Raw genomic sequence first — 24493 nt, 5'->3', positions numbered from 1 at the left:
TTACTGCATCGTCGGAATGACGAAGCTCGCCCCCTCTCGAATGCCGGTCGGCCAGCGGCTCGTCACCGTTTTCGTCTTCGTCGTGAAGCGAATCGAGTCGGGCCCGTGCTGGCCGAGATCGCCGAAGCTCGAGCGCTTCCAGCCGCCAAACGAGTGATACGCGAGTGGCACCGGAATCGGCACGTTCACGCCGACCATGCCGACGTTGACGCGGGCCGTGAAGTCGCGCGCCGTGTCACCGTCGCGGGTGAAGATCGCGACGCCGTTTCCGTACTCGTGATCGGTCGCGAGCGCGAGCGCTTGCTCGTAGTCGTCGGCCCGCGCGATGACGAGCACGGGGCCGAACACCTCCTCGCGATAGATCGTCATGCCTGAGGTGACGTGGTCGAACAGCGTCGGGCCGAGGTAGAAGCCGCGCTCGTAGCCCGGCACCGTGAGGCCGCGGCCGTCGGCGAGCAGCGTCGCGCCCTCGTCGATGCCGAGCTGAATGTAGCGCTCCACCCGATCGCGCGCCTGCTGCGTCACGAGGGGTCCGTAGTCGACGGCCTCGGCGTCGGCCGGGCCCACCTTCAGCGAGGCGACCCGCTCCGTCAGCTTCGCCGCGAGGGCGTCGGCGGTCTCCTGCCCGACCGGAACCGCGACCGAAACCGCCATGCAGCGCTCGCCGGCCGAACCGTATCCGGCCCCGATCAGCGCGTCGGCCACCTGGTCGAGGTCGGCGTCGGGCATGACGATGAGGTGATTCTTCGCCCCGCCGAAGCACTGCGCGCGCTTACCGTTCGCCGCAGCCGTCGCGTAGACGTACTCGGCAATCGGCGTCGAACCGACGAAGCCGACCGCGCTCACCCGATCGTCGGCGAGCAGCGCGTCGACCGCCTCCTTGTCGCCGTTCACGACGTTGAGCACGCCCGGCGGCAGGCCCGCCTCGAGGAACAGCTCGGCGAGGCGCAGCGGCACCGACGGGTCGCGCTCCGACGGCTTGAGGATGAACGCATTGCCGGTCGCGAGCGCCGGCCCGCACTGCCACAGCGGAATCATCGCCGGAAAGTTGAACGGCGAGATGCCGGCGATGACGCCGAGCGGCTGCCGCATCGAGTACACGTCGATGCCGGTGCCCGCGCTCGTCGAGTACTCGCCCTTCAGCAGGTGCGGCGCGCCCGCCGCGAACTCGATCACCTCGACGCCGCGCTGCACGTCGCCCCGCGCATCCTCGAGCGTCTTGCCGTGCTCGCTCGAGAGCAGCCGCGCGAGGTGCGGCAGGTCGGCCGCGACGAGATCGAGGAACTTCAGCAGCACGCGCGCCCGCTTCTGCGGGTTCGTCGCGCCCCACTCGAGCTGCGCCGCCGCCGCGTTCGCGACCGCCGCATCCACCTCGGCCGCGCTCGCGAGCGGCACGCGCGACTGCACGTCGCCGGTGCTCGGGTTGAACACGTCGGCGAACCTGCCGGACTCGCCGGCCCGATGCTCGCCGCCAACAAAATGGGTGAGGTCGGTCATGGCTGCGCCTCTTTCCGCACGTCGCTGTGCTTGCCGCCTTGGGCTTGCCCTTCTAGGCTTCCCGCCAGACTACGCTGACGTCCATCCATTTCGTCTGTATCCCATCTATTTCTCCGCAGTTCGGTGGCCAAAAGTTGCTGTTCTCAGCGCTGAAAACAGCAACTTCAGTCCACTCAACTGAAGCGGCTGCGAAGATGGGGGCGATGGAATCACGGAGGCAGTGGCGAACGCGCATCGCGAGCGCAATCAGAACCGATCCGGCGTCGCGGCCGATGACCGAGGCGCTCCTCTCAATCGACGAGGTGTACGCCCGCAAGGTCATCGATCTCGCGATGCGCATCGCCGAATCGCTCATCGCGGTCGGCGCCTCGGCGAACGAGGTCGTGCTCTCGGCAATCCGCGTCGCGGCGGCCCTCGGCATCAAGCCGATTCACGTCGAGGTCACCTACAACGCGCTCGGCCTCTCGTACCACCGCAGCGACGCCGACCTGCCGTTCACCCTGATTCGCGTCGTGCGAGCCCCCGTGCCCGACCACGCGAAACTGCAGGCGCTGCAGGCGCTCGTCGCCGAGATCGAGTCGGGCCTGCCGCTCGACAAGGCGCGCGCGAAATTCCACGTCATTCGCCGCACGCCGTTCCAGTACCGCCCCGCCGTCATCGTGCTCATGCAGGGCCTGCTCGCGGTCGGCGTCGGCATGCTCTACGGCGCCTCGTGGCTCGTGCTCTGCATCATCATGCTCGCCGCGTGCTCGGCGGCGATGACGCAGCGACTGCTCTGGCAGTGGCACGTGCCGTTCTTCTTCTCGCAGGCTGCCGGCGCGCTCGTCGTCACCGCCTTCGCGGCCGTCACGAACCTGCTCGGCAACCACGGCGTGCCCCTGCTCGACGAGGCGCGCCCGTCGATCATCGTCGCCGCCGGCATCGTGCTCATGCTCGCGGGCATGTCGGTCGTCGCGGCGGCACAGGATGCGATCGACGGCTTCGCGCTCACCGCGGCCGGGCGCATCCTCGACCTCGCGCTCATGACCCTCGGCGTCGTGATCGGCATCGTCAGCGGCATCTCGCTCGCGCAGGTGCTCGGGTTTGGGTTCACGTTCTCGCACACCGCGCCGCCGCTCGGCCCGGCCTGGATGCAGGCGGTCGGCGTGCTGCTCATCGCCGGCACGGTCGCGGTCTGGAACGGCGCCGGTCTGCGCACCATCGTCGTCTCGCTCGGGCTCGCGAGCATCGCGTGGGGCGGATACGCGCTCGGCACGTTCGCGGGCTCGGGCGTCGCGCTCGCGAGCGGATTCGGCGCGCTCGTGGCGAGCTTCATCGGCACGCTCATCGCGCACAAGTTCCACGTGCCGTCGATCGCCGTGACGACCGCCGCGATCGTACCGATGGTGCCCGGTTCGGCGGTGTTCCGCGGCATCCTCGCCGTCGTCGAGGCCGAGAACGACCCGCTCGGCCTCATGGTCGGCGCCTCGGAGCTCATCGGCGCCGGCGCGATCGGCATCGCGCTCGCGGCCGGCGCGTCGCTTGGTCTCTACCTCGGCGCCCCGCTGCGCGACACGATGCAGTCGGTCGTGCGGCGTCGCCGCCGCATTCGCTAGCGCAACAAAACGCGGGTGCCGCCGGGGGAGTCCCGACGGCACCCGCGTTCGCGGTACCGCGCTACTTCGCGGCGCGCTGCACCCGCAGTGCGCGCTGCGTGTCGTCGAGGCCTTCGACGATCATGCGGCGCAGCGCCGGCGCCGCGTCGGCGTTCGCCGCGAGCCACGCCTCGGCCGAGGTCGCAACCCGGTCGGTCGTCGTCGTCGTCGGGTAGAAGCCCTCGATGAGGTCTTCGGCGATGTGGAAGCTCCGCGAGTCCCAAATGCCGCGCAGCTCGTCGAAGTACGGCGCGACGAACGGGGTCACGAGCTCGTCGTTCGACGTGTTCCAGAACCCGGCGATCGTGGCGCGCACGATCTCGTTCGGCTGCTCGTTGCGCTTCCACACGAGCTCCCACGCGGCCTGCTTCGCCTCGGCGGTCGGCACGGATGCGCGGGCCGTCGCGGCGTGCTTGTTGCCGTTCGAGGTCTTGTCGGCCTCGTTGCGGGCTGCGATCTCGGCCTCGCCGGCGCGGCCGCCCGCGACGAGCGCGGTGAGCAGCTCCCAGCCGAGGTCGGTGTCGATCTCGAGCCCGTCGAGTCGCGTCGAGCCGTCGAGCAGCGCCTGCACGGCGTCGAGCTGCGCGGCCGTCGTCGCGAAGCCGCTGAAGGCGCGCACGAACGCGAACTGCGCATCCGACCCCGCCTCGGCGCCCTGTGCGAGCTCGAGCAGGCGGTCGGCGACGCGCTCGACGGTCGCCTCGCGGTCGGCCTTCGGCGTGAAGCGGTGGGCGGCGGTGGTGAGCTGGCCGAGCTGCTGACGACGCGTCGTCGACTCGGTCTCGTGCCCCACGGTGCGCAGCAGGTGGTCGATGAAGTCGGCCACGGGCAGCTCGGCGTCGCGCGTCGCGTCCCACAGGCTCGCGAGCACGAGGCCGCGGGCCATCGGGTCGGCGATGTCGGCCGCGTGGCCGAGCGCCGTCGCGAGCGAGGCCCCGTCGAACCGGATCTTCGCGTACGCGAGGTCTTCGTCGTTCACGAGCACGAGGTCGCCGCGCTGCTTGCCGACGAGCTCGGGCACCTCGGTCTCGGCGCCGTCGATGTCGAGCTCGACGTGGTCGCGGCGCGTCAGCGCGCCGTCGACGAGGTCGTAGAGGCCAACGCCGAGGCGGTGCGGCCGCAGCGTCGGGTAGTCGGCGGGCGCCGTCTGCTCGATGACGAACTTCGTGATGACGCCCTCGGCGTCGACCTCGATGCGCGGGCGCAGCGTGTTCACGCCGGCCGTTTCAAGCCACTTCTTCGACCAGTCCTTGAGGTCGCGGCCCGAGGCGGCCTCGAGCTCGACGAGGAGGTCGGCGAGCTCGGTGTTGCCGAACGCGTGCTTCGTGAAGTACGCGTTGACGCCCGTGAAGAATGCCTCGCGGCCCACCCAGAAGAACAGCTGCTTGAGGACCGAGCCGCCCTTCGCGTACGTGATGCCGTCGAAGTTCACCTGCACGTCGTCGAGGTCGCGGATCTCGGCGACGATCGGGTGCGTCGAGGGGAGCTGGTCTTGGCGGTACGCCCACGTCTTCTCGGAGGCGAGGAACGTCACCCAGTTGTTCGTCCACTCGGTCGCCTCGGCGGTCGCGAGGGTCGAGATGAACTCGGCGAACGACTCGTTGAGCCAGAGGTCGTTCCACCAGTTCATCGTGACGAGGTCGCCGAACCACATGTGGCCGAGCTCGTGCAGGATCGTCACGACGCGGCGCTCGCGCACGGCGTCGGCGACCTTCGAGCGGAAAACGTACGCCTCGGTGAACGTGACGCAGCCCGCGTTCTCCATCGCGCCCATGTTGTACTCGGGCACGAACAGCTGGTCGTACTTGTCGAACGGATACGCCACGCCGAACTCGCGCTCGTAGAACTCGAACCCGCGCTTCGTGATGTCGAAGATGTACTCCGGATCCATGAACTCGCCGAGCGAGGCACGGCTGTAGACGCCGAGGGGGATCGTGCGGCCGTCGGACGACGTGAGCTCGTCGCGCCACTCCTGGTACGGGCCGGCGACAAGCGCCGTGATGTAGCTCGAGATGCGCGTGGTCGTCGTGAACGCCCACTTCGCCTTGCCCTCGCCGAGCTCGGTGCGCTCGGCGACCGGCTGGTTCGAAACGACCTTCCACGCCTCGGGCGCGGTGACGGTGAAGTCGAAGGTCGCCTTGAGGTTCGGCTGCTCGAAGTTCGGGTACATGCGGCGCGCGTCGGGCACCTCGAACTGCGAGTAGAGGTACACCTCGCCGTCGGCCGGGTCGACGAACCGGTGCAGGCCCTCGCCGGTGTTCATGTAGAACATGTCGGCCTCGATCTCGAGCTCGTTGTGCTCGGCGAGGTTCGGCAGTGCAATGCGCACACCGTCGGCGACCGTGGCGGGGTCGAGCGATTCGCCGTTGAGCTCGACGCGGTGCACGGTCTCGGTGATCGCGTCGATAAAGCTCGACGCGCCGGCCGTGGCCGAGAAGGTGACCTTCGTGACGGTGCGGAAGGTGGTGTCGGAGGTCGTGAGGTCGAGGGTCACGTCGTAGTGGTCGACCGAGATGAGGCTCGCACGCTCGTCGGCTTCGACTCGGGTGAGGTTTTCGCCCGGCATGTGCATCCTTTCGTTCAGTTGTGGTGCCGCTTTTGGCAACCTGCCCAGCCTATCCCCGCAGCGAATCGGCACTAGCTGGACACCATGTTGTTGTATGTAGTGCAGCAAGTGGGTAGGGTTGCCGGGTGCCAATCGAGTTCGTTCACGCCGCAGCCCTGAATCCCTCCACCGAGCTGAACGGCCTCGGCCAAGTCGGCGTCGACGGCGAGTATTTCCGCAACTACGTGCGCGAAATGGATGTGCTCGGCTACGACCACGTGCTGCTCGCGTACGGCGCGGCGACGCCCGACCCCTTCGCGCTCGCGGCGGTCGCGCTCGAAACGACCGAGCAGCTCGGCGCCTTCATCGCGCTGCGCCCGAACCTCATGGCCCCGACGTTCGCCGCGAAGGCTGCGGCGACCCTCGACCAGCTCAGCGGCGGCCGCGTCGCCTACCACCTCATCGCCGGCGGCCGCGCGGCCGAGCAGGCGCGCGAGGGCGACCGCGCCTCGAAGCCGCAGCGGTACGAGCGGATGGGCGAGGCGATCGACATCCTGCGGCGCGCGTGGGCCGACCCGACGCCGTTCGACTACCACGGCGAGTACTTCGACATCGAGGACTTCAACAACGCCGTCGTGCCAGTGCAGTCGCACATTCGCATCGGCGTCGGCGGCGCCTCGCCCGAGGCGCACACCGTCGTCGGCGAAAAGGGCGACTTCTACGGCATGTGGGCCGAGCCGCTCGACGAGACCGAGCGCATCATCGCGCGCATCCGCGACATCGCCGCGGCCGCCGACCGCACCCCGCCCGCGTTCTGGGCGACGTTCCGCCCCATCGTCGCGCCCACCGAGCGCGAGGCGTGGGAGAAGGCGTGGCGCATCGTCGAGGTGCTCCGCAAGCGCACGAGCGCGGGCGTCGGCAACCCGTGGGCGCTCGGCGTGCCGAAGACCGAGAGCCAGGCCACGCGCCGCGTGCTCGAGGCGCACGGCGAGGGCGCGCTCCACGACCGCGCGACCTGGTTCGAGACCTCGGCCGCGGCCCTCGGCATCGGCACGACGACGGCGCTCGTCGGCAGCTATGAGACCGTCGCCGCCGCGATTCTCGACTACGTCGACGCCGGCGTCGAGATCATCGGGATGCGCGGGTACGACAACCTCGCCGACATGCGCGAGTACGGGCGCGAGGTCATTCCGCTCGTACGCGCCGAGCTCGCGCACCGCGAGGCGACGGGGGAGCGCGGCCGCATCGTGCCGCAGCCCGAGTATCAACGCGGCCCCCACGCCGAACCGTTCCCCGACCTCCGCGTCGCCCAGCTCACCGAGCTCGCCGGGCAGCGCTGACCCATGCGGCACACCACGAACCGGGCCCGTCGTTCGGCCCGCGCGCTCATCGGCGCCCTCGCGACCCTCTCGCTCCTCGCCGGCTGCGCGGGCGCCGCCGGCACCGCGAGCGAGGGCGGCGACCCCGTCTCGGGCGGGACACTGCAGCTCGACCTGCCGCAGGACACGAGCGCGAACCCCTGCCTCGACCCCATCCAGTTCTACGGCCGCGAGTGGCAGCTCATCACCGGCAACTCCGCCGAGCGACTCGTCGACATGGACCCGGAAACCGGCGAAATCGTGCCGTGGCTCGCCGACTCGTGGGAGGTCTCGGCCGACGGCCTCGACTACACGTTCGAGCTCAAGCAAGGCATCACGTTCGCGAACGGCGAGGAGTTCAACGCCGACGCCGTGAAGACCGCGTTCGACACCAACCTCGAGTTCGTCGAAGAAAACCCGTCGTTCGGGTGGAACCTCCTCGACATCGACGGCGTCGAGACGAGCGGCGAGCACACCGTGACCATCTCGCTCTCGCAGCCCGACTCGGCGTTCCTGTCGATCCTCACCGAGCGGAACATGGGCATCCTCTCGCCGTCGTCGTACGCGCTCTCGGCGACCGAGCGCTGCCAGGCCGGCATCTCGTCGACCGCCGCCTACCAGGTCGAGTCGTTCGTGCCGTTCGAATCGATCGTGTTCGTACGCCGCGACGACTACGTGCCCACCTCGGCGCTCGCGACCCACGACGGCGCCGGCTACCTCGACCGCATCGAGATCGACTTCGTGAGCGAGCTCAACGTGCGCGTCGGCAACGTGACGAGCGGCCTCACCGACGTCTCGTGGACCCGCAACCCGTTCACGAAGTCGGAGATCGACCAGCTCACTTCCGCCGGGCTCACCGTCGAGCAGAGCCCGCTGAGCGGCCTCACCTACATGTACTACCCCAACGTGCGCTTCGACCGCCCGCTCGGCGACCCGAAGGTGCGCGAGGCCCTGCAGCACTCGATCGACCGCGCGAGCTACGCCGACGTGCTCTACGGCCCCGACTATCCGGTCGCCGAGGGCATCTACCAGCAGGGCACGGCGCTCGCCGAGGCGGCCGACCCCGACCTGCTCAGCTACGACCCCGAGCTCGCCGCGAGCCTGCTCGACGAGGCGGGCTGGAAGCTCGGCGACGACGGCTACCGCTACAACGACGCGGGGGAGAAGCTCACCCTCGTCGCGCTCGGGCACAACACGAACGCCCTCGGCGAAGAGCTGCTGCAGGCGCAGCTTCGCGAGGTCGGCATCAACCTCGAAATTCAGGTGATCACCGTCGCCGAACGCGTCGGCATCGGCAACGCCGGCGACTACGACCTCACGTACACGTTCACGTACACGAACGACCCGAGCGTGATTCGCCGCACCCTCGAGGTCGACCGCGCGAGCGAGGTGCCGCTCGCGCAGAACGCGATGAGCGACGCCGACTACGAGGGGTTCACCGAGATCCTCGGCAAGCTCGTGGTCGAGCAAGACGACGCGACCCGCGCCGAGCTCAGCACCGAGCTGCAGCAGAACGTGCTCGAGCACAACGCCGCGTTCCCGCTCTACGACCGCCAGCAGCAGGCCGCGTTCGCGCCCGACGTGCACGGCGCCGAGTTCACCGCCGACGGCATGATTCGCTTCCACGACCTGTGGCTCGACCGCTGACCGGGGCGCGGATGCGCTGGGTCGGCCGCGTCGCGCAGGCGGGGGTCGTGCTGCTGCTCGCGTACGTCGTCACCTTCGTCATCCTGCGGCTGCTGCCCGGCGACCCCGCCGAGGTCATGCTCGCGGCCGCCGGCGTCGACCCGGCCGCGATCACGCCCGAACAGTACGCGGCGCTGCGCGAGAAGTTCGGGCTCGACCAGCCCGCGCCCGTGCAGCTCGTGACGCAGCTGCTCGCCGCGCTGCGGGGCGACCTCGGGCTGTCGTACGCGTCGGGCCGCCCCGTGAGCGAGCTCATCGCCGAGCGGGCGCCCGGCACGCTCGCCATCGGCTTCGGCGGGTTTCTGCTCGCCGCCGTGCTCGGCGTCACGATCGCTTGCGCGGCGACGCTCGTGCGCGCGCCGTTCCTGCGCCGACTCCTGCGGCGCCTGCCCGCGATCGGCATCTCGCTGCCGTCGTTCTGGACCGGCCTGCTGTTCGTGCAGCTGTTCGCATTCACGCTCGGCTGGCTCCCGCCCTCGGGGAGCCGCGAGCCCGGCAGCGTCGTGCTCCCCGCGCTCACCCTCGCGATCGGCTCCTCGGCCGTCATCGCGCAACTGCTGCTGCGCGGCCTCGACGAGGCGTACCGCGAGGGGTTCGTGAACACCGCGCGCATGAAGGGGCTCTCGCCGCTGCGCGTGCTGCTGCGGCACGGGCTGCCGAACGCGGCCGCGCCGACCCTCACGATGCTCGCGCTCATCCTCGGCAACCTGCTCACCGGCACCGTCGTCGTCGAGACGCTCTTCTCACGCGCCGGCCTCGGCCGGCTGCTGCAAGACGCCGTGCTCAACCAAGACGTGCCCGTCGTGCAGGGCATCGTGCTGCTCGCCGCCGCGATCTTCCTGCTTCTCAACCTGCTCGTCGACCTGCTGTATCCGCTCCTCGACGCGCGCCAGCGCCCCGAGCCGACCGCGGCGGTCGCAGCATGACCGGGATGCTGCGCCGCCCCGGCGTGCTGCTCGCCTCGGCGTTCCTCCTCGCCGTCGCGGTCGCCGCCGCGTGGCCCACGCTGCTCACGCCGCTCGACCCCGCCGTCGTCGACGCGCAGGTGCAGCTCACCCCGCCGAACGCGGCGCATCCTTTTGGCACTGACGAGCTCGGCCGCGACGTGTTCGCGCGCGTCGTGTGGGGCGCCGAACTCACGCTCAAGGCCGCCGTCATCGCGATCGCGATCGGCGTCGGCGCGGGCTTCGTCATCGGCGCCGTCGCGGGCTACGTGGGTGGCCGCGTCGACGCCGTGCTCATGCGGCTCGTCGACGTCGGCCTCGCGCTGCCCTCGCTGCTGCTCGCGCTGCTCATCATCACGGCGATCGGCTACGGCACGGTGCCGGTCGCGATCGCCGTCGGCATCGGATTCATCCCGACCTTTGCGCGCACCACCCGCGCGCGCATCCGCGAGGTGCGGGGCACGCCCTACGTCGAGGCGGCGCGCATCGCCGGCGTCGGCTCGACCGGCGTGCTCGTGCGCCACGTGCTGCCGAACTCGGTCGGGCCCGTCGCCGTGCTCGCCGTGCTCGACGTCGGCACCGCGATCATTTGGGTCGCCGCGCTCAGCTTCCTCGGGTTCGGCGCGCAGCCCCCGCTCGCCGACTGGGGCTCGCTCATCTCCGACGGCCGCTCGCTGCTCGTCAGCGCGCCGTGGGTGCCGCTGCTGCCCGGCCTCGTCGTCGCCCTCACGGTGTTCTCGCTCAACCACATCAGCAAGTCGATCGAGGAGGCCGGCGCATGACCGCGCTCGTCGCGCACGGACTGCGCGTGACCTACGGCGACGGCACCCGCGCAGTCGACGGCATCGACCTCGAAGTGAATCCCGGCGAACTCGTCTCGCTCGTCGGCGCCTCGGGCGCCGGCAAGAGCTCGCTCGTGACCGCGCTGCTCGGCCTGCACGAACCGCCAACGCGCGTCGACGCCGACCGGCTCGAACTCGACGGCGTCGACCTGCGCGGCGCCCGCGAACGCGACTGGCGACGGATGCGCGGCAGCAGGGTCGCGCGGGTGCCGCAAGACCCGCTCGCCGCACTCAACCCGAACATGCGCATCGGCGCGCAGATCGCCGAGGCCGTGCGCTCGCTCACGCCCGACGCCCCCGTCGACGAGACCGTCGCGCGGCTCTGCGACGAGGCACAGCTCGCGGGCGCCGACGTGCTCCACGCGCATCCGCACGAACTCTCGGGCGGGCAGCGGCAGCGCGTGCTCATGGCGATCGCCCTCGCGGGCTCGCCGCGGCTGCTGATCGCCGACGAGCCGACGAGCGCCCTCGACCGCGTCGCGCGCCAGCGCATCCTCGACCGCCTGCGCGCCCTCGCGAGCGACGACGGTCGCGCCGTGCTGCTCGTCACCCACGACCTCGAGTCGGCGCTCGCGCTCAGCGACCGCGTCGAGGTCATGCACGAGGGCCGGCTCGTCGACCCCGTCGCGCATCCGCACGCCCGCGCCCTGCGTGAAGCCGCACGGGCGCTTTCGCTGCGCGACGGCGACCGCCGCGGCGCCCCGAACCCCGACGCGCGCGAGCTCGTGCGCTTCAACGACGTGGCCGTCGTGCGCGCCCGCCGCGGCCCGCGCGGGGCAACCCGCACCGTCGCCGCGCTCGACGGCGTCACGCTCGGGGTGCCCGCGGGCGAGACTCTCGGCATCGTCGGCGAATCGGGCGCCGGCAAGACGACCCTGCTGCGCGTCGGCCTCGGGCTCGTGCCGCCGACCGCGGGCAGCGTCACGTTCGACGGCGTCGACCTCGCCGGCCTCGGCCGCCGGGAACTGCGGGCGCTGCGCCGCCGATTCCAGCTCGTGCAACAAGACCCCGCCGCCTCGCTCGACCCGCGCCGCACCGTTGCCGAGAGCATCGCCGAGCCCCTGCGCGCCCACGGCGTCGGCTCGCGCGCCGATCGCGGCCGTCGCGTCGCCGAACTGCTCGACCAGGTGCGCCTGCACGCCGCGATGGCGTCGAAGCGGCCGCGCGAACTCTCGGGCGGGCAGCAGCAGCGCGTCGCCCTCGCCCGCGCCCTCGCCCTGAAGCCCGAGCTCATCTACCTCGACGAGCCGGTCTCTGCGCTCGACACCGAGGTGCAGGCCGAGGTGCTGCGCCTGCTCATCGAGGTGCAGCGCGAACTCGGCATCACCTACCTATTCGTGTCACACGACCTCGGCGCCGTCGCTCGCATCTCGCACCGCATCGCGGTGTTCCGCGCGGGCCGGCTCGTCGAGGTCGGCCCCGCCAACTGAAAGGACCCGCATGCCGTTCGCCCGCGCCCTCCTCGAAACCGCCGAGGCACATCCCGACCAGCTCGCGATCGCCGACGCCGAGCGCACGCTCGATGCCGCGGGCCTCGTCGACCTTGCCGGCCGCGTGAGCACGCTCGTCGAGACGCTCACCGCCGAGCAGGCGCGCGACGGGCGCGCCGTCGCGCCGCCGCCCGAGGCCGACGGCGTGCCGGTGATCGCGCTCGTCATCGACGACGCGTTTGACCTCGCCCGGATACTCGCGGCCGTCATGTGCGCCCGCGCCGTCGTCACGGTGGTCGACACCGTCTGGCCGTTCGCGCACCGCATCGACACCGTGCGCCGCGCCCAGGCGACCCTCGTCGTCACCGACCAACCGGAGCTGCGGGATGCCCTCGGTGAGCAGGGCGGACCGCAGACGCTGTCGGTCGCCGAGTTCGACGCGCGGGCGGGGGATTCGGCGCTGGCCAGCATCCAGGTGCGCCCCGACGACGAGCCGTTCCTGCTGCTGTTCACCTCGGGCACGACGAACCTCCCGAAGGGGTTCATCAAGAACCGCGCCAACTGGCGCGCCTGCATTCCCGTCAGCCTCGAGCACTTCGGCGCGGCCGAGGGGCTCATCACGCAGGCACCCGGCTCGCTCGCGTACAGCCTCACGCTCTACGCCCTCGTCGAGGCGCTCGGCACGGGCGGCGGCTGCCTCGTCGCCCGCAACTTCGAGCCGTTCGCGGCGGCCGCGCAGCTCGAGGCCGGCCGCGCCGACCGCTTCGTCGGCGTGCCAGCCGCAGTGCACGCCCTCGCCGTGCTCGCGCGCCGCCGCCCCGAGGCGCTCGAGTCGCTGCGCTGGGCAATCACCGGCGGCGCGAATCTCAGCGGCCGCATGCGCGACGAGTTCGCCGCCGCCGTGCCGCACGCGCGACTCGTGAGCTACTTCGGTGCCGCCGAGATCGGCTTCATCGGCTGGAGCGACACCGGCGACGGCACGCGCCTTCGCCTGTTCGACGGCGTCGAGGGCCAGGTGCGCTCGCCAGAGGGGGAGCGACTCCCGTACGGCGAGCTCGGCACCCTGTTCTTGAACGCCCCCGCGAGCTGCGTGCCCGGCTACCTTGCCTCGACCACCGACGTCGTGCTCCGCGGCGAGGATGGCTGGGCGACCGTCGGCGATCAGGCCCGCCAGCTCGACGAGCGCGTAGTGGAGCTCGTCGGCCGCGCCGGTGACGTCGTTGCGACCGGCGGGCACAAGGTCGCGCTCCCCGAGGTCGAGCGCGCGCTCGCGGCCGTGCCCGGTGCCGACCGCTCGTGCGTCGTCGCGGTTCCGCACGACGTGCTCGGCACCGAGCTCGTCGCGCTCCTCGAACCCGCGGCGGGGCCGTGGCCACCCGACAAGGCCGACCTGCTCGCGCGCCTGCGCGACGCCCTCGCGCTGCAGTACGTGCCGCGGCGGTTCTACACCGTCGACGCCCTGCCCCGCACCGCGAGCGGCAAGGTGCGCCGCGGCGAGGTGACGCAGCGCGTCACCGACGACTTCGACGGTCTCGAGGGGGTGACTCGCCTGTGAACACCACCGCCCAGCGCCACGAGCACCTGCTGCTGTTTCTGCTCGCCGAATTCCCGTACACCGAGGCGTTCCCCAAGACGGAAATCGCGCCGACCCGCGGCGTGCGCGAGTACCTCCGGTTCGCCGTCGAGGCCGAGCGGGCCGGGTTCGATGCCGTGTTCGCCGTCGACTTCCTCGGCCTCAAGCGCAACTCGCAGGAGATGTACGACGACGGTCCGTTCCGCGGCCACCGCTTCGAGCCGCTCTCGCGCCTTTCGGCGATCGCTGCCGTGACGAACCGCATCGGCCTCATCGGCACCATGGCGACCGAGTTCGTGCCCTCCTACACGCTCGCCCGGCAGCTCACCTCGCTCGACGCCCTCTCGGGCGGCCGCGCCGGCTGGAACATGGTCACCGCGTTCCGCGGCGAAGAGAACTTCGGGCAGCAGCTCCGACGCCCCGAGACCCGCTACGAGCGCGCCCAGGAACACGTCGACATCGACGTCGCCCTCTGGAAATCGTGGCGCGACGGCTGGGCGCGCGAGCACGAGGGCCGCCTCGTGTTCGACTTCGACCGCATCCACGACCTCCACCACCACGGCGAACACTTCGACGTCGAACAGGCCCTCGACCTCGCGCCGTCGCCCCAGCGCATCCCGCTGCTCATGCAGGCCGGCGCCTCGGAGTCGGGCCTCGCCTTCGCGGCGCGCAACGCCGAGGTCATCTACGCCGCGACGCAGACGCTCGAGGAGTCGCGGCAGTACCGCGCCGACCTCGACGCGCGGCTCGTCGCCGAGGGGCGGCACCCGAACGACGCCCGCGTGCTGCCCGGCGCGCGCATCGTGCTCGGCACCGACGACGCCGACGCGGCCGCTCGGCTCGCGGAGATTCAGGCGCGCCTCGACCTCGGTCAGGCCCGCGAGGGCATCCTGCGCGAGGTCGCCGGGCTCGACCTCGACGGGCTCGACCTCGACGACGCGATTCCCCTCGACCGGTTCCCCGATGCCGCCGCGCTCCGGGCGGGGGAGCGACGCACCTCGCGCGCCGTCATCTACCGCGAGTGGGTCGAGCAGGGCCGGTTCCCGACCCTCGGGGCGCTGCTGCGCCACTACGCGACGACATTCGGACACACGCTCATCGTCGGCGGGCCCGACACCGTCGCCGACGAGCTCGAGCACTGGTTCACAACCGGCGCGGCCGACGGGTTCGTGCTGCACCGCCTCAACGGCTGGGACCTCTTCATCGACGAGGTCATGCCGCGGCTGCGCGCCCGCGGCGTGCTCCCGCCGCCGCCGACCGACGACGAGCTCGCGGGGGAGCCCATCCCGCTGCGCGAGCGACTCCGGTCACAACTGCCGCCGCGGCACCGCTAGGCCGGATCCCTTAGGCCAGAAGCCCGGTCTCGCGCGCCTTCGACACCGCCGCTGTACGGCTCGACACCCCGAGCTTGCCGTAGATCGCCGCGAGGTGACTCTTCACCGTCGTCGGGCTGAGGTGCAGCACCTCGCCGATGCGCTGATTCGTCGCGCCGGTCGCGAGCTGCGCGAGCACGTCGGCCTCGCGCGGCGTGAGGTGCACGCGCGGGGCACGGAGCTGCCCGACGAGCCGCTCCATGATCTCGGCGTCGAGCACGTTCTCGCCCGCCGCGGCCCGCCGCACCGCGCGCACGAGCCGCTCGGGTGGCGCATCCTTGAGCAGGTAGCCGCAGGCGCCCGCCTCGATCGCGGTGAGAATCTGGTTGTCGGTGTCGTAGTTCGTGAGCACGAGCACCGCGGGAGCCTGCTGCAGCGCACGGATACGCCGGGTCGCGTCGACCCCGTCGCCACCGTCGCCGAGGCGCAGGTCCATCGTGACGACGTCGGCGCCCGGCGCGAGCGCGACCGCCTCGTCGGCCGTCGCCGCCTCGCCGACGACCTCGAGGTCGCCGTCGTGCTCAAACACGGCGCGCAGGCCCGCCCGAACAATCGGGTGATCGTCGCAAATCAGTACCCGGATCATGCCGACACCGCCCCCTCCGCGACCGCCCGTGGCAGTTCGGCGCGCACGAGCGTGCCCTCGCCCGGCTCCGACACGACCGAGACGAAGCCGCCGAGCGTGCGCATCCGCCCCTGCAGCCCGCGCAGGCCCGTGCCGCTGCCGTCGGCGCGGCCCGACGCGAGCTCGGGGCGCTCGAACCAGGCGGCGGCGTCGAAGCCGCGGCCGTCGTCATCGACCTCGACCGCGACGGCGTCGTCGGCGAAGACGAGGCGCAGCGCGACGTGCTCGGCGCCCGAGTGCGCCCTGGCGTTGTGCAGCGCCTCCTGCGCCGCCCGCAGCAGCGCCGTGCTCGCCGGCATCGATAGCCGCCACGGCTCGCCCTCGACGTAGAGCGGCGCGAGCCGCTTGAGGGCCGCGGCGAGGTCGGCATCGCGCAGCTCGGCCGGCGTGAGGTCAGCAATGATCGCCCGCACCTCGGCGAGCGCGCCACCCGCCGTGCGCTCGATCTCGCCGAGCCGCTGCCGCCGCTCGGCATCGCCCGTGTCGTCGCGGTCGGCGCTCGCGGCAAGCAGCCGGATGCTCGAAAGGTGCTGCGCCGTCGTGTCGTGCAGGTCGCGCGCGAGGCGGGCGCGCTCGGCGACGACGCCGGCCTGCCGCTCGGTCGCGGCGAGCGCCGCCTGCGTCGTGCGCAGCTCGCCGACGAGCCGGGCATTCTCGCGGGCGGAGCGCACGAACTGGCGGTACCCCCACATGACCGCGACGGCCGCGATCGCGCTGATGACGGGGCCCGCGACCCCGCCGAAGCCAAGCCCGTGATGCACCGCCTGGCCCGCGACGACGCCCGCCGCGAGCACGATGACCGACACGACGCCGGCACCCTCGGGCAGCAGCCAGAGCACGACGAAGAACAGCGCCATCGCGGCGTACGCGCCCTCGGCCGAGAACGCGATCATCGCGGCGACGGGCACCGCGAGAAGCACCGACGCGACGACGCCGATCGGGCGCAACCGCTCTGCGGGCGCCGCGAACTCCTGCGGCCGCCGCACGACGAGCAGCGACACCGCCACCGCGAGCACGCTGCCCGCAGTCGCCGTCGCGAGCATCCACCCGAGCTGGCCGCTCACGGCCGTCGCCGGGTCGGCGACCGCCACGACGATCGGCACCCAGAGCAGCACGGCGAGCAGCATGGCGAGCGGCGTGAGCGGGGACATACCTCGATGCTAGGCGCCCACCCGCCCCGCACCTCCTCCAAACGGAGGGGATGGAATCCGCCCGTTCCGCCGCTGTGGCGAGCGCCTGCGCGACCGACGCTGGAAGCACCACAACGAAAGGACTCGCAATGTTCCTCGCCCTCCGCGACCTGCGTCACGCTCCGGGACGCTTCACCCTCATCGGCGCCGTCATCGCGCTCATGATGCTCCTCGTCGGCTTTCTCACCGGCCTCACCGGCGGCCTCGCGGGGCAGAACATCTCGGGCATCCTCTCGACCGGTGCCTCGTCGGTCGTCGCCGCGACGCCCGACGACGGCGAGTTCAGCTGGTCGACCGCGCAGGTCGACGACGCCCAGGTCACCGCGTGGCAGGATGCGGCGGCCGGCACCGACGCCACCGTCACGCCGGTCGGGGTCTCGACCACGCGGCTCGAGGCCGGCGACGCGAGCGCGGCCGTGACCCTCTGGGCCGAGCCGAGCGGTGACGGCGTCGCCACCGGTGACATCGTGCTGCCCGTCGAGGCGGCCGACCAGCTCGGCCTCGCGGTTGGCGACCAGCTCGAGCTCGCGGGCAACGCGCTCACGGTGACCGAGATCGCCGACACCGGCCAGTTCTCGCACACCGACCTCGCCCGCGTCTCGCTCGACGACTGGCGCGACTACCTCGCCGCCACGATGCAGCCCGAGCGTGCCGCGAGCGTGCTGCTCATCGACGGCGACCTCGCCGACGCCGACGCGCTCGCGGCACAGACCGGCACCCAGCAGGCCTCCCTGCTCGAATCGCTCCTCGGCCTCGAGGCGTTCAAGAGCGAGATCGGCACCCTCGGCCTCATGATCGGCATGCTGTTCGGCATCTCGGCACTCATCGTCGGCGTGTTCTTCCTCGTCTGGTCGATGCAGCGCCAGCGCGACATCTCGGTGCTCAAGGCGCTTGGCGCCCCGAGCGGCTGGCTGCGCCGCGACGCCCTCGGCCAGGCGCTCCTGCTGCTCGTCGTCGCGATCGCGGTCGGCTCGGGCCTCGCGCTCGGCCTCGGCGCCCTCATCGCACCCGTCGCGCCGTTCGTCGTCGCCTGGTGGACCATCCTCCCGCCCGCCATCGCGATGCTCGCCGCCGGCCTCATCGGCGCGCTCGTCTCACTCCGCCAGATCAACCGCGTCGACCCGCTCGTCGCGCTCAACGCCTCCGCCGCCTAATTCCACTTACCTGAGAAAGGGAACGCACATGCTGACGCTCGACCACCTCACCCTCACCTACCAGGACGGCGACGACACCCTCACCGCCGTCGACGACGCGAACCTCACCGTCGCGCCTGGCGAATTCGTCGCCGTCACGGGCCCCTCGGGCTCGGGCAAGTCGAGCCTCCTCGCGCTCGCCTCGACGCTCGTCACCGCCGACGCCGGCAGCGTGCGCATCGACGACACGACCGCCTCCGACCTCAGCAGCGGGCGCGCCGCCGAACTGCGCCGCAACCGCCTCGGCATCGTGTTCCAAGCCCCGAACCTCATCGGCTCGCTCAAGGTGCGCGAACAGCTCGAGGTGATGGCGCGCATGGGCGCGCAGCCGCTCGCCGGCCTGTCGAAGGCCGACCTGCGGGCGCGCATCGACCAGGCGCTCGACGAGGTCGGGATGCTCGACCGCGCCGAGTTCCTCCCGTCGCAGCTCTCGGGTGGGCAGCGCCAGCGCGTCAACATCGCGCGGGCGATCGTGAACGACCCCGACGCGATGCTCGTCGACGAGCCGACGAGCGCGCTCGACGAGGCGCGCTCCGCCGACATCATGCGGCTGCTGCGCGACCTCACGCACGAGCGGCGCCTCGCGACCGTCGTCGTCACGCACGACCTCGCCCAGCTGCCGCTGTTCGACACCGCCTACGAGATGCACGACGGCAAGCTGGGGGAGGGCATAATGGGGTAAATGCGGCGATTGTGGGCAGTGACCAAACCAATCCGGGGCCGAATGTTGCTCGGGTTGCTCGTCGCCCTACTCGCCGCCGCGACCACCCTCGCGATGCCGCAGATTCTCGCCGCCTTCGTGAACGACGCGGTGGGCACGGATGCGACGGTCACGACCGTGCTGATCGCCGGTGTCGCGCTGCTCGGCATCGGCATCTTCGACGCCGTGCTCGTCTTCTTGCGCCGCGTCTTCACCGTCGACCCCGCGATGGGCGTCGAATACCGCATGCGCCGCAGCTTCTTCCGCAAACTGCAGCGCCTGCCGATGAGCTTCCACGATTCGTGGGAGTCGGGGCAGCTGCTGTCGCGCTCAATGAGCGACCACACGAGCATCCGTCGCTGGCTCGCGTTCAGCTCGATCATGCTCGTCAACGACGTCGTCATGCTCGTCGCGGGCATCGTGCTCATGTCACTCGCGAGCCCGTGGCTCGCCCTCATCTACCTCGCGGGCGCCCTGCCGCTCGTCATCACCCTCGCGAACTTCGGCACGCGCTTTCAGAAGATCTCGCGCCTCGGGCAAGACCAGGCGGGCGACCTCGCGACGAACGTCGAGCAGTCGGTGCACGGCATCCGCGTGCTTAAGGCGTTCGGCCGCGCCGAGAGCGCCCTCGACGACTACAGCGAGTACGCGAACCGGGTGCGCGAAACCGAGACGCGCCGCGGCCGCCTCGTCGCGAGCTTCGACTCGATCATCGCGCTGCTGCCCGAGCTTGCGCTCGGCGTCGCGCTGCTCGTCGGCCTGTTCCAGGTCGATGCCGGGGTCACCTCGGTCGCCTCGCTCAGCGCGTTCTTCGCGACCGCGATGCTCATCACGATGCCCGTCGCGATGCTCGGCGTGCAGATCGCCGACCTCATCTCGACCGTCACCTCGCTCCAGCGCATCAACGAGGTCATCGATGAGGTGCCGAGCATCGTCTCGCCGGCGCACGCGACCGCGCCCGAGCGCATCAACGGCGAGGTCGTGTTCGACAACGTCGTGTTCCGGTACCCCGACGCGAGCGAAGACGCGACGCTCATCTCCGGCGTCGACCTGCGGGTGCGCCCCGGCGAGACCCTCGCACTCGTCGGCACGACTGGCTCGGGCAAGTCGACCCTCCTGCAGCTCGTGCCGCGCCTGTACGACGTGACGCGGGGGAGCATCCGCGTCGACGGCGTCGACGTGCGCGACTACGACCTCGAGCAACTGCGCACCATCTCGGCGGTCGCGTTCGAAGACGCGACGCTGTTCTCGGGCAGCGTGCGCGAGAACGTGCTGCTCGGCGCCGCGCCCGGCCTCAGCGAAGAAGAATCGGATGCGCTGCTGCGGCTCTCGCTCGAGACCGCCGACGCGACCTTCGCCTACGACCTGCCCGACGGCATCGACACCCGCATCGGTGAGCAGGGCATGTCGCTCTCGGGCGGGCAGCGCCAGCGCGTCGCCCTCGCGCGCGCGATCGCCGCGAAGCCGAAGGTGCTGCTGCTCGACGACCCGCTCTCGGCGCTCGACACCGCAACCGAGGAGCGCGTCACGCAGCGGCTGCGCGAGGTGCTCCGCGGCACGACCACGATCGTCGTCGCGCACCGCACCTCGACCGTCGCGCTCGCCGACCGGGTCGCCCTGCTTGAGGGCGGCCGTATCGTCGCGGTCGGCACCCACACCGAGCTGCTGCTCAACGATCGCCGCTACGGCTTCGTCATGGCCGACATCTCGAGCGAGGGCTTCGACGTGACGGGCCAGCTCGATCTGCAGGAGCTTCGGGAGGAGGAGAGATGAGCACCGACCAGACCACCGACGATCTCGACGGCGGCCTCGCCGCTGACGCCCTCACCGACAAAGAGAAGCGCCGCCGCTCGCTCGGCCTCCTCGGCGCGCTCATCAAGCCGTACCGCGTGCAGGTGAGCTGGGTCGCCGTGCTCACCCTCGTCGTGCAGGTCTGCACCGTCGTCGGCCCCGCGCTCATCGCGTTCGGCATCGACTCGGCCCTGCCCGCCCTCGGCGAGGGCAACGCGTCGCTCGCGATCGGCGTCGGCGTCACGTACATCGTCATCGCGATCGTGCGCGCCCTGTCGACCTACTGGTACCTGCGCGTATCCACCTGGGCCGGGCAGCGCATCCTCTACAACCTGCGGCGCCGGATGTTCCGGCACACGCAGCGACTCAGCCTCGGCTTCCACGAGCGATACACGTCGGGCCGCGTCATCTCGCGGCAGACGAACGACACCGAGTCGCTGCGCGAGCTGCTCGAATTCGGCGTCGAGACGATCGTCGGCGCACCGATGCTCATGCTGCTCACGGTCGTGACGATCGTGTGGATGGACTGGCTCACGGGCGCGCTGATGCTGCTGCTGCTCGTGCCGGGGCTGTTCATGAGCCGCTGGTTCCAGCGCGCCTCGAGCCGCACGTACCGCCAGCAGCGCACGCACTCCGCGCGGCTCACCGTCGAGTTTGTCGAGACGATGGGCGGGATGCGCGCCGTGCAGGCGTTCCGCCGCGAGGAGGCGAACGACCGCCGCTACGGCGAGGTCGCGAACGACTACCGGGCCGCGTCGCTCAAGGCGGTGCGAATCTGGGGCATCTACCAGCCGAGCCTGCGGCTGCTCGGCAACCTCATCGTCGTCGCCGTGCTCGTCGTCGGCGGCCTGCGCGTGATCAGCGGCAACCTCGAGGTCGGCGTGCTGCTCGCCCTCGTGCTCTACTCGCGCCGGTTCTTCCAGCCGATCGACATGATCGCGAACTTCTACAACGTGCTGCAGTCGGCGGTGTCGGCGCTTGAGAAGATCTCGGCGCTGCTCGCCGAAGATCCCGACATTCCCGAGCCCGAGCATCCGAAGCAGCTCACCGCGAGCGGCGGCGGCGAGGTGCGGTTCGAGGGCGCGTCGTTCCGGTACAGCGACGACGGGCCGCAGGTGCTGCATCCGCTCGACCTCGAGATTCCGGCGGGGCAGACCGTCGCGCTCGTCGGGCAGACCGGCGCGGGCAAGTCGACCGTCGCGAAGCTCATCTCGCGGTTCTATGACGTGACCGAGGGGCGCGTCACACTCGACGGCATCGACCTGCGCGACCTGCGCGACGAAGACCTGCGCCAGGCGATGGTGATGGTCACGCAGGAGTCATACCTGTTCGGCGGCTCGATCGCCGACAACATTGCGGTCGGCAAGCCGGGCGCGACCCGTGAGGAGATCGAGGCGGCCGCCGCCGCGATCGGCGCCCACGAGTTCATCACCCGCATGCCCGACGGCTACGACACCGACGTGCACACGCGCGGCGGCCGGCTCTCGGCGGGGCAGCGGCAGCTCGTGTCGTTCGCTCGCGCGTTCCTCGCTGACCCGCGCGTGCTCATTCTCGACGAGGCGACGAGCTCGCTCGATATTCCGAGCGAGCGGGCCGTGCAGAACGGCCTCGAGCAGCTGCTCGGCGACCGCACGTCGATCATGATCGCCCACCGCCTCGCGACCGTCATGATCGCCGACCGGGTGCTCGTCGTGCACGACGGGCGCATCGTCGAAGACGGGTCGCCGCGCGATCTCATCGAGGCCGGCGGGCGCTTCGCTGAGCTGTATCGCGCCTGGCAGGAGTCGCTGTAGCGGGCACTAGGCTGAGGGCATGGCTGAGAACACCAAGGTTGAGTTTTGGTTTGATCCGATTTGCCCGTGGGCGTGGATGACGTCGCGGTGGATCGAAGAGGTCGAGCGCCTGCGCGACGACGTCGAGGTTGACTGGAACGTCATGTCGCTCGCGATCCTCAACGAGGGGCGCGACATGGACGACGCGCACCGCAAGCCGCACGCATTCTCGAAGCGTTCGTGCCTCGTCGCGGCCGGCGTGAAGGCCGAGCTCGGCAACGAGGCGATGAAGCGCTTCTACGACGCGATCGGCACCATCAACCACCCGGGCGGTCGCTCGGGTGAGGAGGGCACGCTCGAGGAGGCGGCCACTAAGGCCGAGATTCCCGCCGAGCTCATCGCCCGCGCCGACGCCGGCGAGTTCGATGACGTGCTGCTCGCCTCGCACAACGGCGCCATCTCGCGCGTCGGCGACGAGGTCGGTACGCCCGTCATTGCCGTCAACGGTGTTGCGTTCTTCGGCCCCGTCATCTCGCCCGCACCGAAGGGCGACATGGCGCTGCAGCTGTTCGACGGCGTCGTCGCCGCGGCCGGCTACGAGGGATTCTTTGAGATCAAGCGCTCGCGGACGCGCGGACCGGAGTTCAACTAATGCGCATCCACATCGCGACCGATCACGCGGGCCTCGAGTTTTCGCAGCAGTTGCAGGAGCACCTTCGCGGCGCCGGCCACGAGGTCATCGACCACGGGCCGCAGGAGTATGACCCCGTCGACGACTACCCGTCGTTCTGTGTGAACGCCGCGCGCGCCGTCGCGAACGACTGGGCCGCGGGCACCCCCGCCCTCGGTGTCGTGTTTGGCGGTTCGGGCAACGGCGAGCAGATCGCCGCGAACAAGGTTGGCGGCGTGCGCGCCGCGCTCGTCTGGAACGAGTCGACCGCGCGACTCGCGCGCGAGCACAACAACGCGAACGTCATCTCGATCGGTGCCCGCCAGCACACGGTCGAGGAGGCGATCGGGTTCATCGACACGTTTATCGCCGAGCCTTTCCCGGGCGACGAGCGGCACGTGCGCCGAATCTCGCAGCTGCGCGAGTTCGAGGTCGCCGGCACCATCGCCGGCCACGAGATTCTCCCGCCCGCGAACGGTGACATCCCCGCCGTGCTCGGGGCCGAGTCGGAGGCGTAGGGGTGCCCGAGGGGCATTCCGTTCACCGAATCGCGCGGCAGTTCACGAAGAGCTTCGTCGGCGAGATCTGCGAGGCCTCGAGCCCGCAGGGTCGTTTTGCCGAGGGCGCGGCCGTGCTTTCTGGCCGTGAACTGCTGCGCTGTTTCGCCGTCGGGAAGCAGATGTTTGCCGAGTTCGGCGCCGTCGAGGGGATGCCCGGGGCCGCGGAGCCGGTCTGGCTGCGCGTGCACCTCGGCATCTATGGAGCCTGGGACTTCGCGGGCGCCGTGACCGCGAAGCTGGGGCAGACCGGCGAGTACGGCCGCGGCGGCCGACCCGAGGACGCCGACGGCGAGGACTCGCTCACCTCCATCGGTGCCCCGCGTCGCGCGCGTCTGCGCATGGCCGAGAACGAGAAGGAAGCCGAGGTCGTCGAGGGGTGGCCGCCCGAGCCCGTCGGGGCCGTGCGCCTGCGCCTGCTCACCGAGGATTGCGTCGCCGACCTGCGTGGACCCACCGCCTGCGAGTTGCTCGACGAGACCGGGGTGAACGCCGTACTCGATCGGCTCGGCCCCGACCCCCTCGTCGACGACATCGCCGAGGGCGGCCGCCGCTTTGCTTCGCGGGTGGTCGGCCGTCGCGTGCCCATCGGTCAGCTGCTCATGGACCAGTCGGTCGTCGCCGGAATCGGCAACATCTATCGCGCCGAGATTCTCTATCGTGCTCGCCTCGACCCGTACACTCCCGGCACCGAGGTGAGCGAGACGAAGCTCGCCGAGATTTGGGCCGATTGGGTCGAGCTCTTGCGCATCGGCGTCGAGGTCGGCCGAATGATGACCATCGACGGACTCACCGGCGACGACTATCAGGACGCCCTGCGCGATGTCCGGCACCGCCACTGGGTCTACGGCCGCGCCGGCGAACCCTGCCGCACCTGCGGAACGCCCATCGCGCTCGCCGAGATGCAGAACCGCAAGCTCTACTGGTGCCCTACCTGTCAGGTGTGAGGTCGGCCCGTTCCTTGACATACCAACGCCCCAGCGCACTCCGAGTACCGCTTCGGCGGGTGTGCCGGTGCGGTGTCGCCTGCGTGTGCGGGCGTGAATTCGGGATGCGCTGGGGTGCTGGGGCACGTCCACCGGGTGTTGGCGGGTGGTGCCCTTAGAAGGGTGG

Annotated in this window: 19 protein-coding genes; 15 read left to right on the top strand and 4 right to left on the bottom strand. The window is 71.0% G+C overall.

Features of this window, described 5'->3' with window-relative positions; translation table 11 throughout:
* On the bottom strand, positions 1–1497 hold the full coding sequence (locus G328_RS0108165; protein WP_019618860.1) for a CoA-acylating methylmalonate-semialdehyde dehydrogenase: 1497 nt from the start codon (positions 1495–1497) through the stop codon (positions 1–3).
* A gap of 272 nt (positions 1498–1769) precedes the next feature.
* Here G328_RS0108165 and G328_RS0108160 point away from each other — a divergent pair, with 272 nt between their 5' ends.
* Entirely contained in the window at positions 1770–3092 is a 1323-nt protein-coding gene (locus G328_RS0108160; RefSeq protein WP_019618859.1) for a threonine/serine exporter family protein, read from the top strand.
* A 61-nt stretch (positions 3093–3153) separates the two neighbouring features.
* Here G328_RS0108160 and pepN read toward each other — a convergent pair whose 3' ends face one another.
* Positions 3154–5697 (bottom strand): aminopeptidase N, encoded by a 2544-nt coding sequence (gene pepN, locus G328_RS0108155; protein WP_019618858.1) that lies wholly within the window; start codon positions 5695–5697, stop codon positions 3154–3156.
* Positions 5698–5822: 125 nt separating this feature from the next.
* Here pepN and G328_RS14820 point away from each other — a divergent pair, with 125 nt between their 5' ends.
* From G328_RS14820 to G328_RS0108120, 7 genes are read left to right on the top strand one after another with little or no spacing between them, the layout of a single operon-like run.
* Positions 5823–7016 carry an LLM class flavin-dependent oxidoreductase gene (locus G328_RS14820; protein WP_019618857.1) on the top strand — a complete coding sequence of 398 codons (1194 nt, stop codon included), beginning with the start codon at positions 5823–5825 and terminating at the stop codon, positions 7014–7016.
* 3 nt (positions 7017–7019) lie between these two features.
* Positions 7020–8681 (top strand): ABC transporter substrate-binding protein, encoded by a 1662-nt coding sequence (locus G328_RS14815; protein WP_019618856.1) that lies wholly within the window; start codon positions 7020–7022, stop codon positions 8679–8681.
* Positions 8666–9646, top strand: a complete 981-nt coding sequence (locus tag G328_RS14810; RefSeq protein WP_222828680.1) for an ABC transporter permease — start codon at positions 8666–8668, stop codon at positions 9644–9646. Before G328_RS14815 ends, G328_RS14810 begins: the two co-directional genes overlap by 16 nt.
* Positions 9643–10446, top strand: a complete 804-nt coding sequence (locus G328_RS0108135; RefSeq protein WP_019618854.1) for an ABC transporter permease — start codon at positions 9643–9645, stop codon at positions 10444–10446. Before G328_RS14810 ends, G328_RS0108135 begins: the two co-directional genes overlap by 4 nt.
* The gene (locus G328_RS14805) at positions 10443–11936 is read left to right on the top strand and encodes an ABC transporter ATP-binding protein (RefSeq protein WP_019618853.1); all 1494 of its coding nucleotides are present in this window, start codon (positions 10443–10445) and stop codon (positions 11934–11936) included. The genes G328_RS0108135 and G328_RS14805 overlap by 4 nt, the downstream gene beginning before the upstream one ends.
* 10 nt (positions 11937–11946) lie before the next feature.
* Entirely contained in the window at positions 11947–13491 is a 1545-nt protein-coding gene (locus tag G328_RS0108125; RefSeq protein WP_019618852.1) for a class I adenylate-forming enzyme family protein, read from the top strand.
* The gene (locus tag G328_RS0108120) at positions 13488–14843 is read left to right on the top strand and encodes an NtaA/DmoA family FMN-dependent monooxygenase (protein ID WP_019618851.1); all 1356 of its coding nucleotides are present in this window, start codon (positions 13488–13490) and stop codon (positions 14841–14843) included. Before G328_RS0108125 ends, G328_RS0108120 begins: the two co-directional genes overlap by 4 nt.
* Before the next feature lie 10 nt (positions 14844–14853).
* Here the strand turns inward: G328_RS0108120 and G328_RS0108115 are convergent, their stop codons facing one another.
* Positions 14854–15468, bottom strand: coding sequence for a response regulator transcription factor (locus tag G328_RS0108115; RefSeq protein WP_019618850.1), 615 nt, complete (start codon positions 15466–15468; stop codon positions 14854–14856).
* Entirely contained in the window at positions 15465–16658 is a 1194-nt protein-coding gene (locus G328_RS14800; RefSeq protein WP_019618849.1) for a sensor histidine kinase, read from the bottom strand. Before G328_RS14800 ends, G328_RS0108115 begins: the two co-directional genes overlap by 4 nt.
* Before the next feature lie 128 nt (positions 16659–16786).
* Between G328_RS14800 and G328_RS0108105 the strand changes: the two genes are divergently transcribed.
* Genes G328_RS0108105 through G328_RS0108075 form a run of 7 tightly spaced genes read left to right on the top strand, consistent with a single transcriptional unit; the run spans position 16787 to position 24327 of the window.
* Entirely contained in the window at positions 16787–17851 is a 1065-nt protein-coding gene (locus G328_RS0108105; RefSeq protein WP_019618848.1) for an ABC transporter permease, read from the top strand.
* A 28-nt stretch (positions 17852–17879) separates the two neighbouring features.
* Positions 17880–18572 (top strand): ABC transporter ATP-binding protein, encoded by a 693-nt coding sequence (locus G328_RS16360; RefSeq protein ID WP_019618847.1) that lies wholly within the window; start codon positions 17880–17882, stop codon positions 18570–18572.
* 42 nt (positions 18573–18614) lie between these two features.
* On the top strand, positions 18615–20363 hold the full coding sequence (locus G328_RS0108095; RefSeq protein ID WP_019618846.1) for an ABC transporter ATP-binding protein: 1749 nt from the start codon (positions 18615–18617) through the stop codon (positions 20361–20363).
* The gene (locus G328_RS0108090) at positions 20360–22174 is read left to right on the top strand and encodes an ABC transporter ATP-binding protein (protein WP_019618845.1); all 1815 of its coding nucleotides are present in this window, start codon (positions 20360–20362) and stop codon (positions 22172–22174) included. The genes G328_RS0108095 and G328_RS0108090 overlap by 4 nt, the downstream gene beginning before the upstream one ends.
* Positions 22175–22193: 19 nt before the next feature.
* Positions 22194–22805 carry a mycothiol-dependent nitroreductase Rv2466c family protein gene (locus G328_RS0108085; RefSeq protein ID WP_019618844.1) on the top strand — a complete coding sequence of 204 codons (612 nt, stop codon included), beginning with the start codon at positions 22194–22196 and terminating at the stop codon, positions 22803–22805.
* Entirely contained in the window at positions 22805–23341 is a 537-nt protein-coding gene (locus G328_RS0108080) for a ribose-5-phosphate isomerase (protein WP_019618843.1), read from the top strand. The genes G328_RS0108085 and G328_RS0108080 overlap by 1 nt, the downstream gene beginning before the upstream one ends.
* A gap of 2 nt (positions 23342–23343) precedes the next feature.
* Positions 23344–24327 carry an Fpg/Nei family DNA glycosylase gene (locus tag G328_RS0108075; protein WP_019618842.1) on the top strand — a complete coding sequence of 328 codons (984 nt, stop codon included), beginning with the start codon at positions 23344–23346 and terminating at the stop codon, positions 24325–24327.
* The last annotated feature ends 166 nt before the right edge of the window (positions 24328–24493 follow it).

This window comes from [Zimmermannella] faecalis ATCC 13722 (assembly GCF_000381765.1).
GTDB classification, from domain to species: domain Bacteria; phylum Actinomycetota; class Actinomycetes; order Actinomycetales; family Microbacteriaceae; genus Gulosibacter; species Gulosibacter faecalis.
This window is presented reverse-complemented; position numbering and strand designations above follow the sequence as displayed.

Excerpts from the sequence above, each read along its gene's own strand:
- G328_RS0108165 (WP_019618860.1), bottom strand. The coding sequence starts at position 1,497 with ATGACCGACCTCACCCATTTTGTTGGCGGCGAGCATCGGGCCGGCGAG.
- G328_RS0108160 (WP_019618859.1), top strand. The coding sequence starts at position 1,770 with ATGACCGAGGCGCTCCTCTCAATCGACGAGGTGTACGCCCGCAAGGTC.
- pepN (WP_019618858.1), bottom strand. The coding sequence starts at position 5,697 with ATGCCGGGCGAAAACCTCACCCGAGTCGAAGCCGACGAGCGTGCGAGC.
- G328_RS14815 (WP_019618856.1), top strand. The coding sequence starts at position 7,020 with ATGCGGCACACCACGAACCGGGCCCGTCGTTCGGCCCGCGCGCTCATC.
- G328_RS0108135 (WP_019618854.1), top strand. The coding sequence starts at position 9,643 with ATGACCGGGATGCTGCGCCGCCCCGGCGTGCTGCTCGCCTCGGCGTTC.
- G328_RS14805 (WP_019618853.1), top strand. The coding sequence starts at position 10,443 with ATGACCGCGCTCGTCGCGCACGGACTGCGCGTGACCTACGGCGACGGC.
- G328_RS0108125 (WP_019618852.1), top strand. The coding sequence starts at position 11,947 with ATGCCGTTCGCCCGCGCCCTCCTCGAAACCGCCGAGGCACATCCCGAC.
- G328_RS0108115 (WP_019618850.1), bottom strand. The coding sequence starts at position 15,468 with ATGATCCGGGTACTGATTTGCGACGATCACCCGATTGTTCGGGCGGGC.
- G328_RS14800 (WP_019618849.1), bottom strand. The coding sequence starts at position 16,658 with ATGTCCCCGCTCACGCCGCTCGCCATGCTGCTCGCCGTGCTGCTCTGG.
- G328_RS0108105 (WP_019618848.1), top strand. The coding sequence starts at position 16,787 with ATGTTCCTCGCCCTCCGCGACCTGCGTCACGCTCCGGGACGCTTCACC.
- G328_RS16360 (WP_019618847.1), top strand. The coding sequence starts at position 17,880 with ATGCTGACGCTCGACCACCTCACCCTCACCTACCAGGACGGCGACGAC.
- G328_RS0108095 (WP_019618846.1), top strand. The coding sequence starts at position 18,615 with ATGTTGCTCGGGTTGCTCGTCGCCCTACTCGCCGCCGCGACCACCCTC.
- G328_RS0108090 (WP_019618845.1), top strand. The coding sequence starts at position 20,360 with ATGAGCACCGACCAGACCACCGACGATCTCGACGGCGGCCTCGCCGCT.
- G328_RS0108085 (WP_019618844.1), top strand. The coding sequence starts at position 22,194 with ATGGCTGAGAACACCAAGGTTGAGTTTTGGTTTGATCCGATTTGCCCG.
- G328_RS0108080 (WP_019618843.1), top strand. The coding sequence starts at position 22,805 with ATGCGCATCCACATCGCGACCGATCACGCGGGCCTCGAGTTTTCGCAG.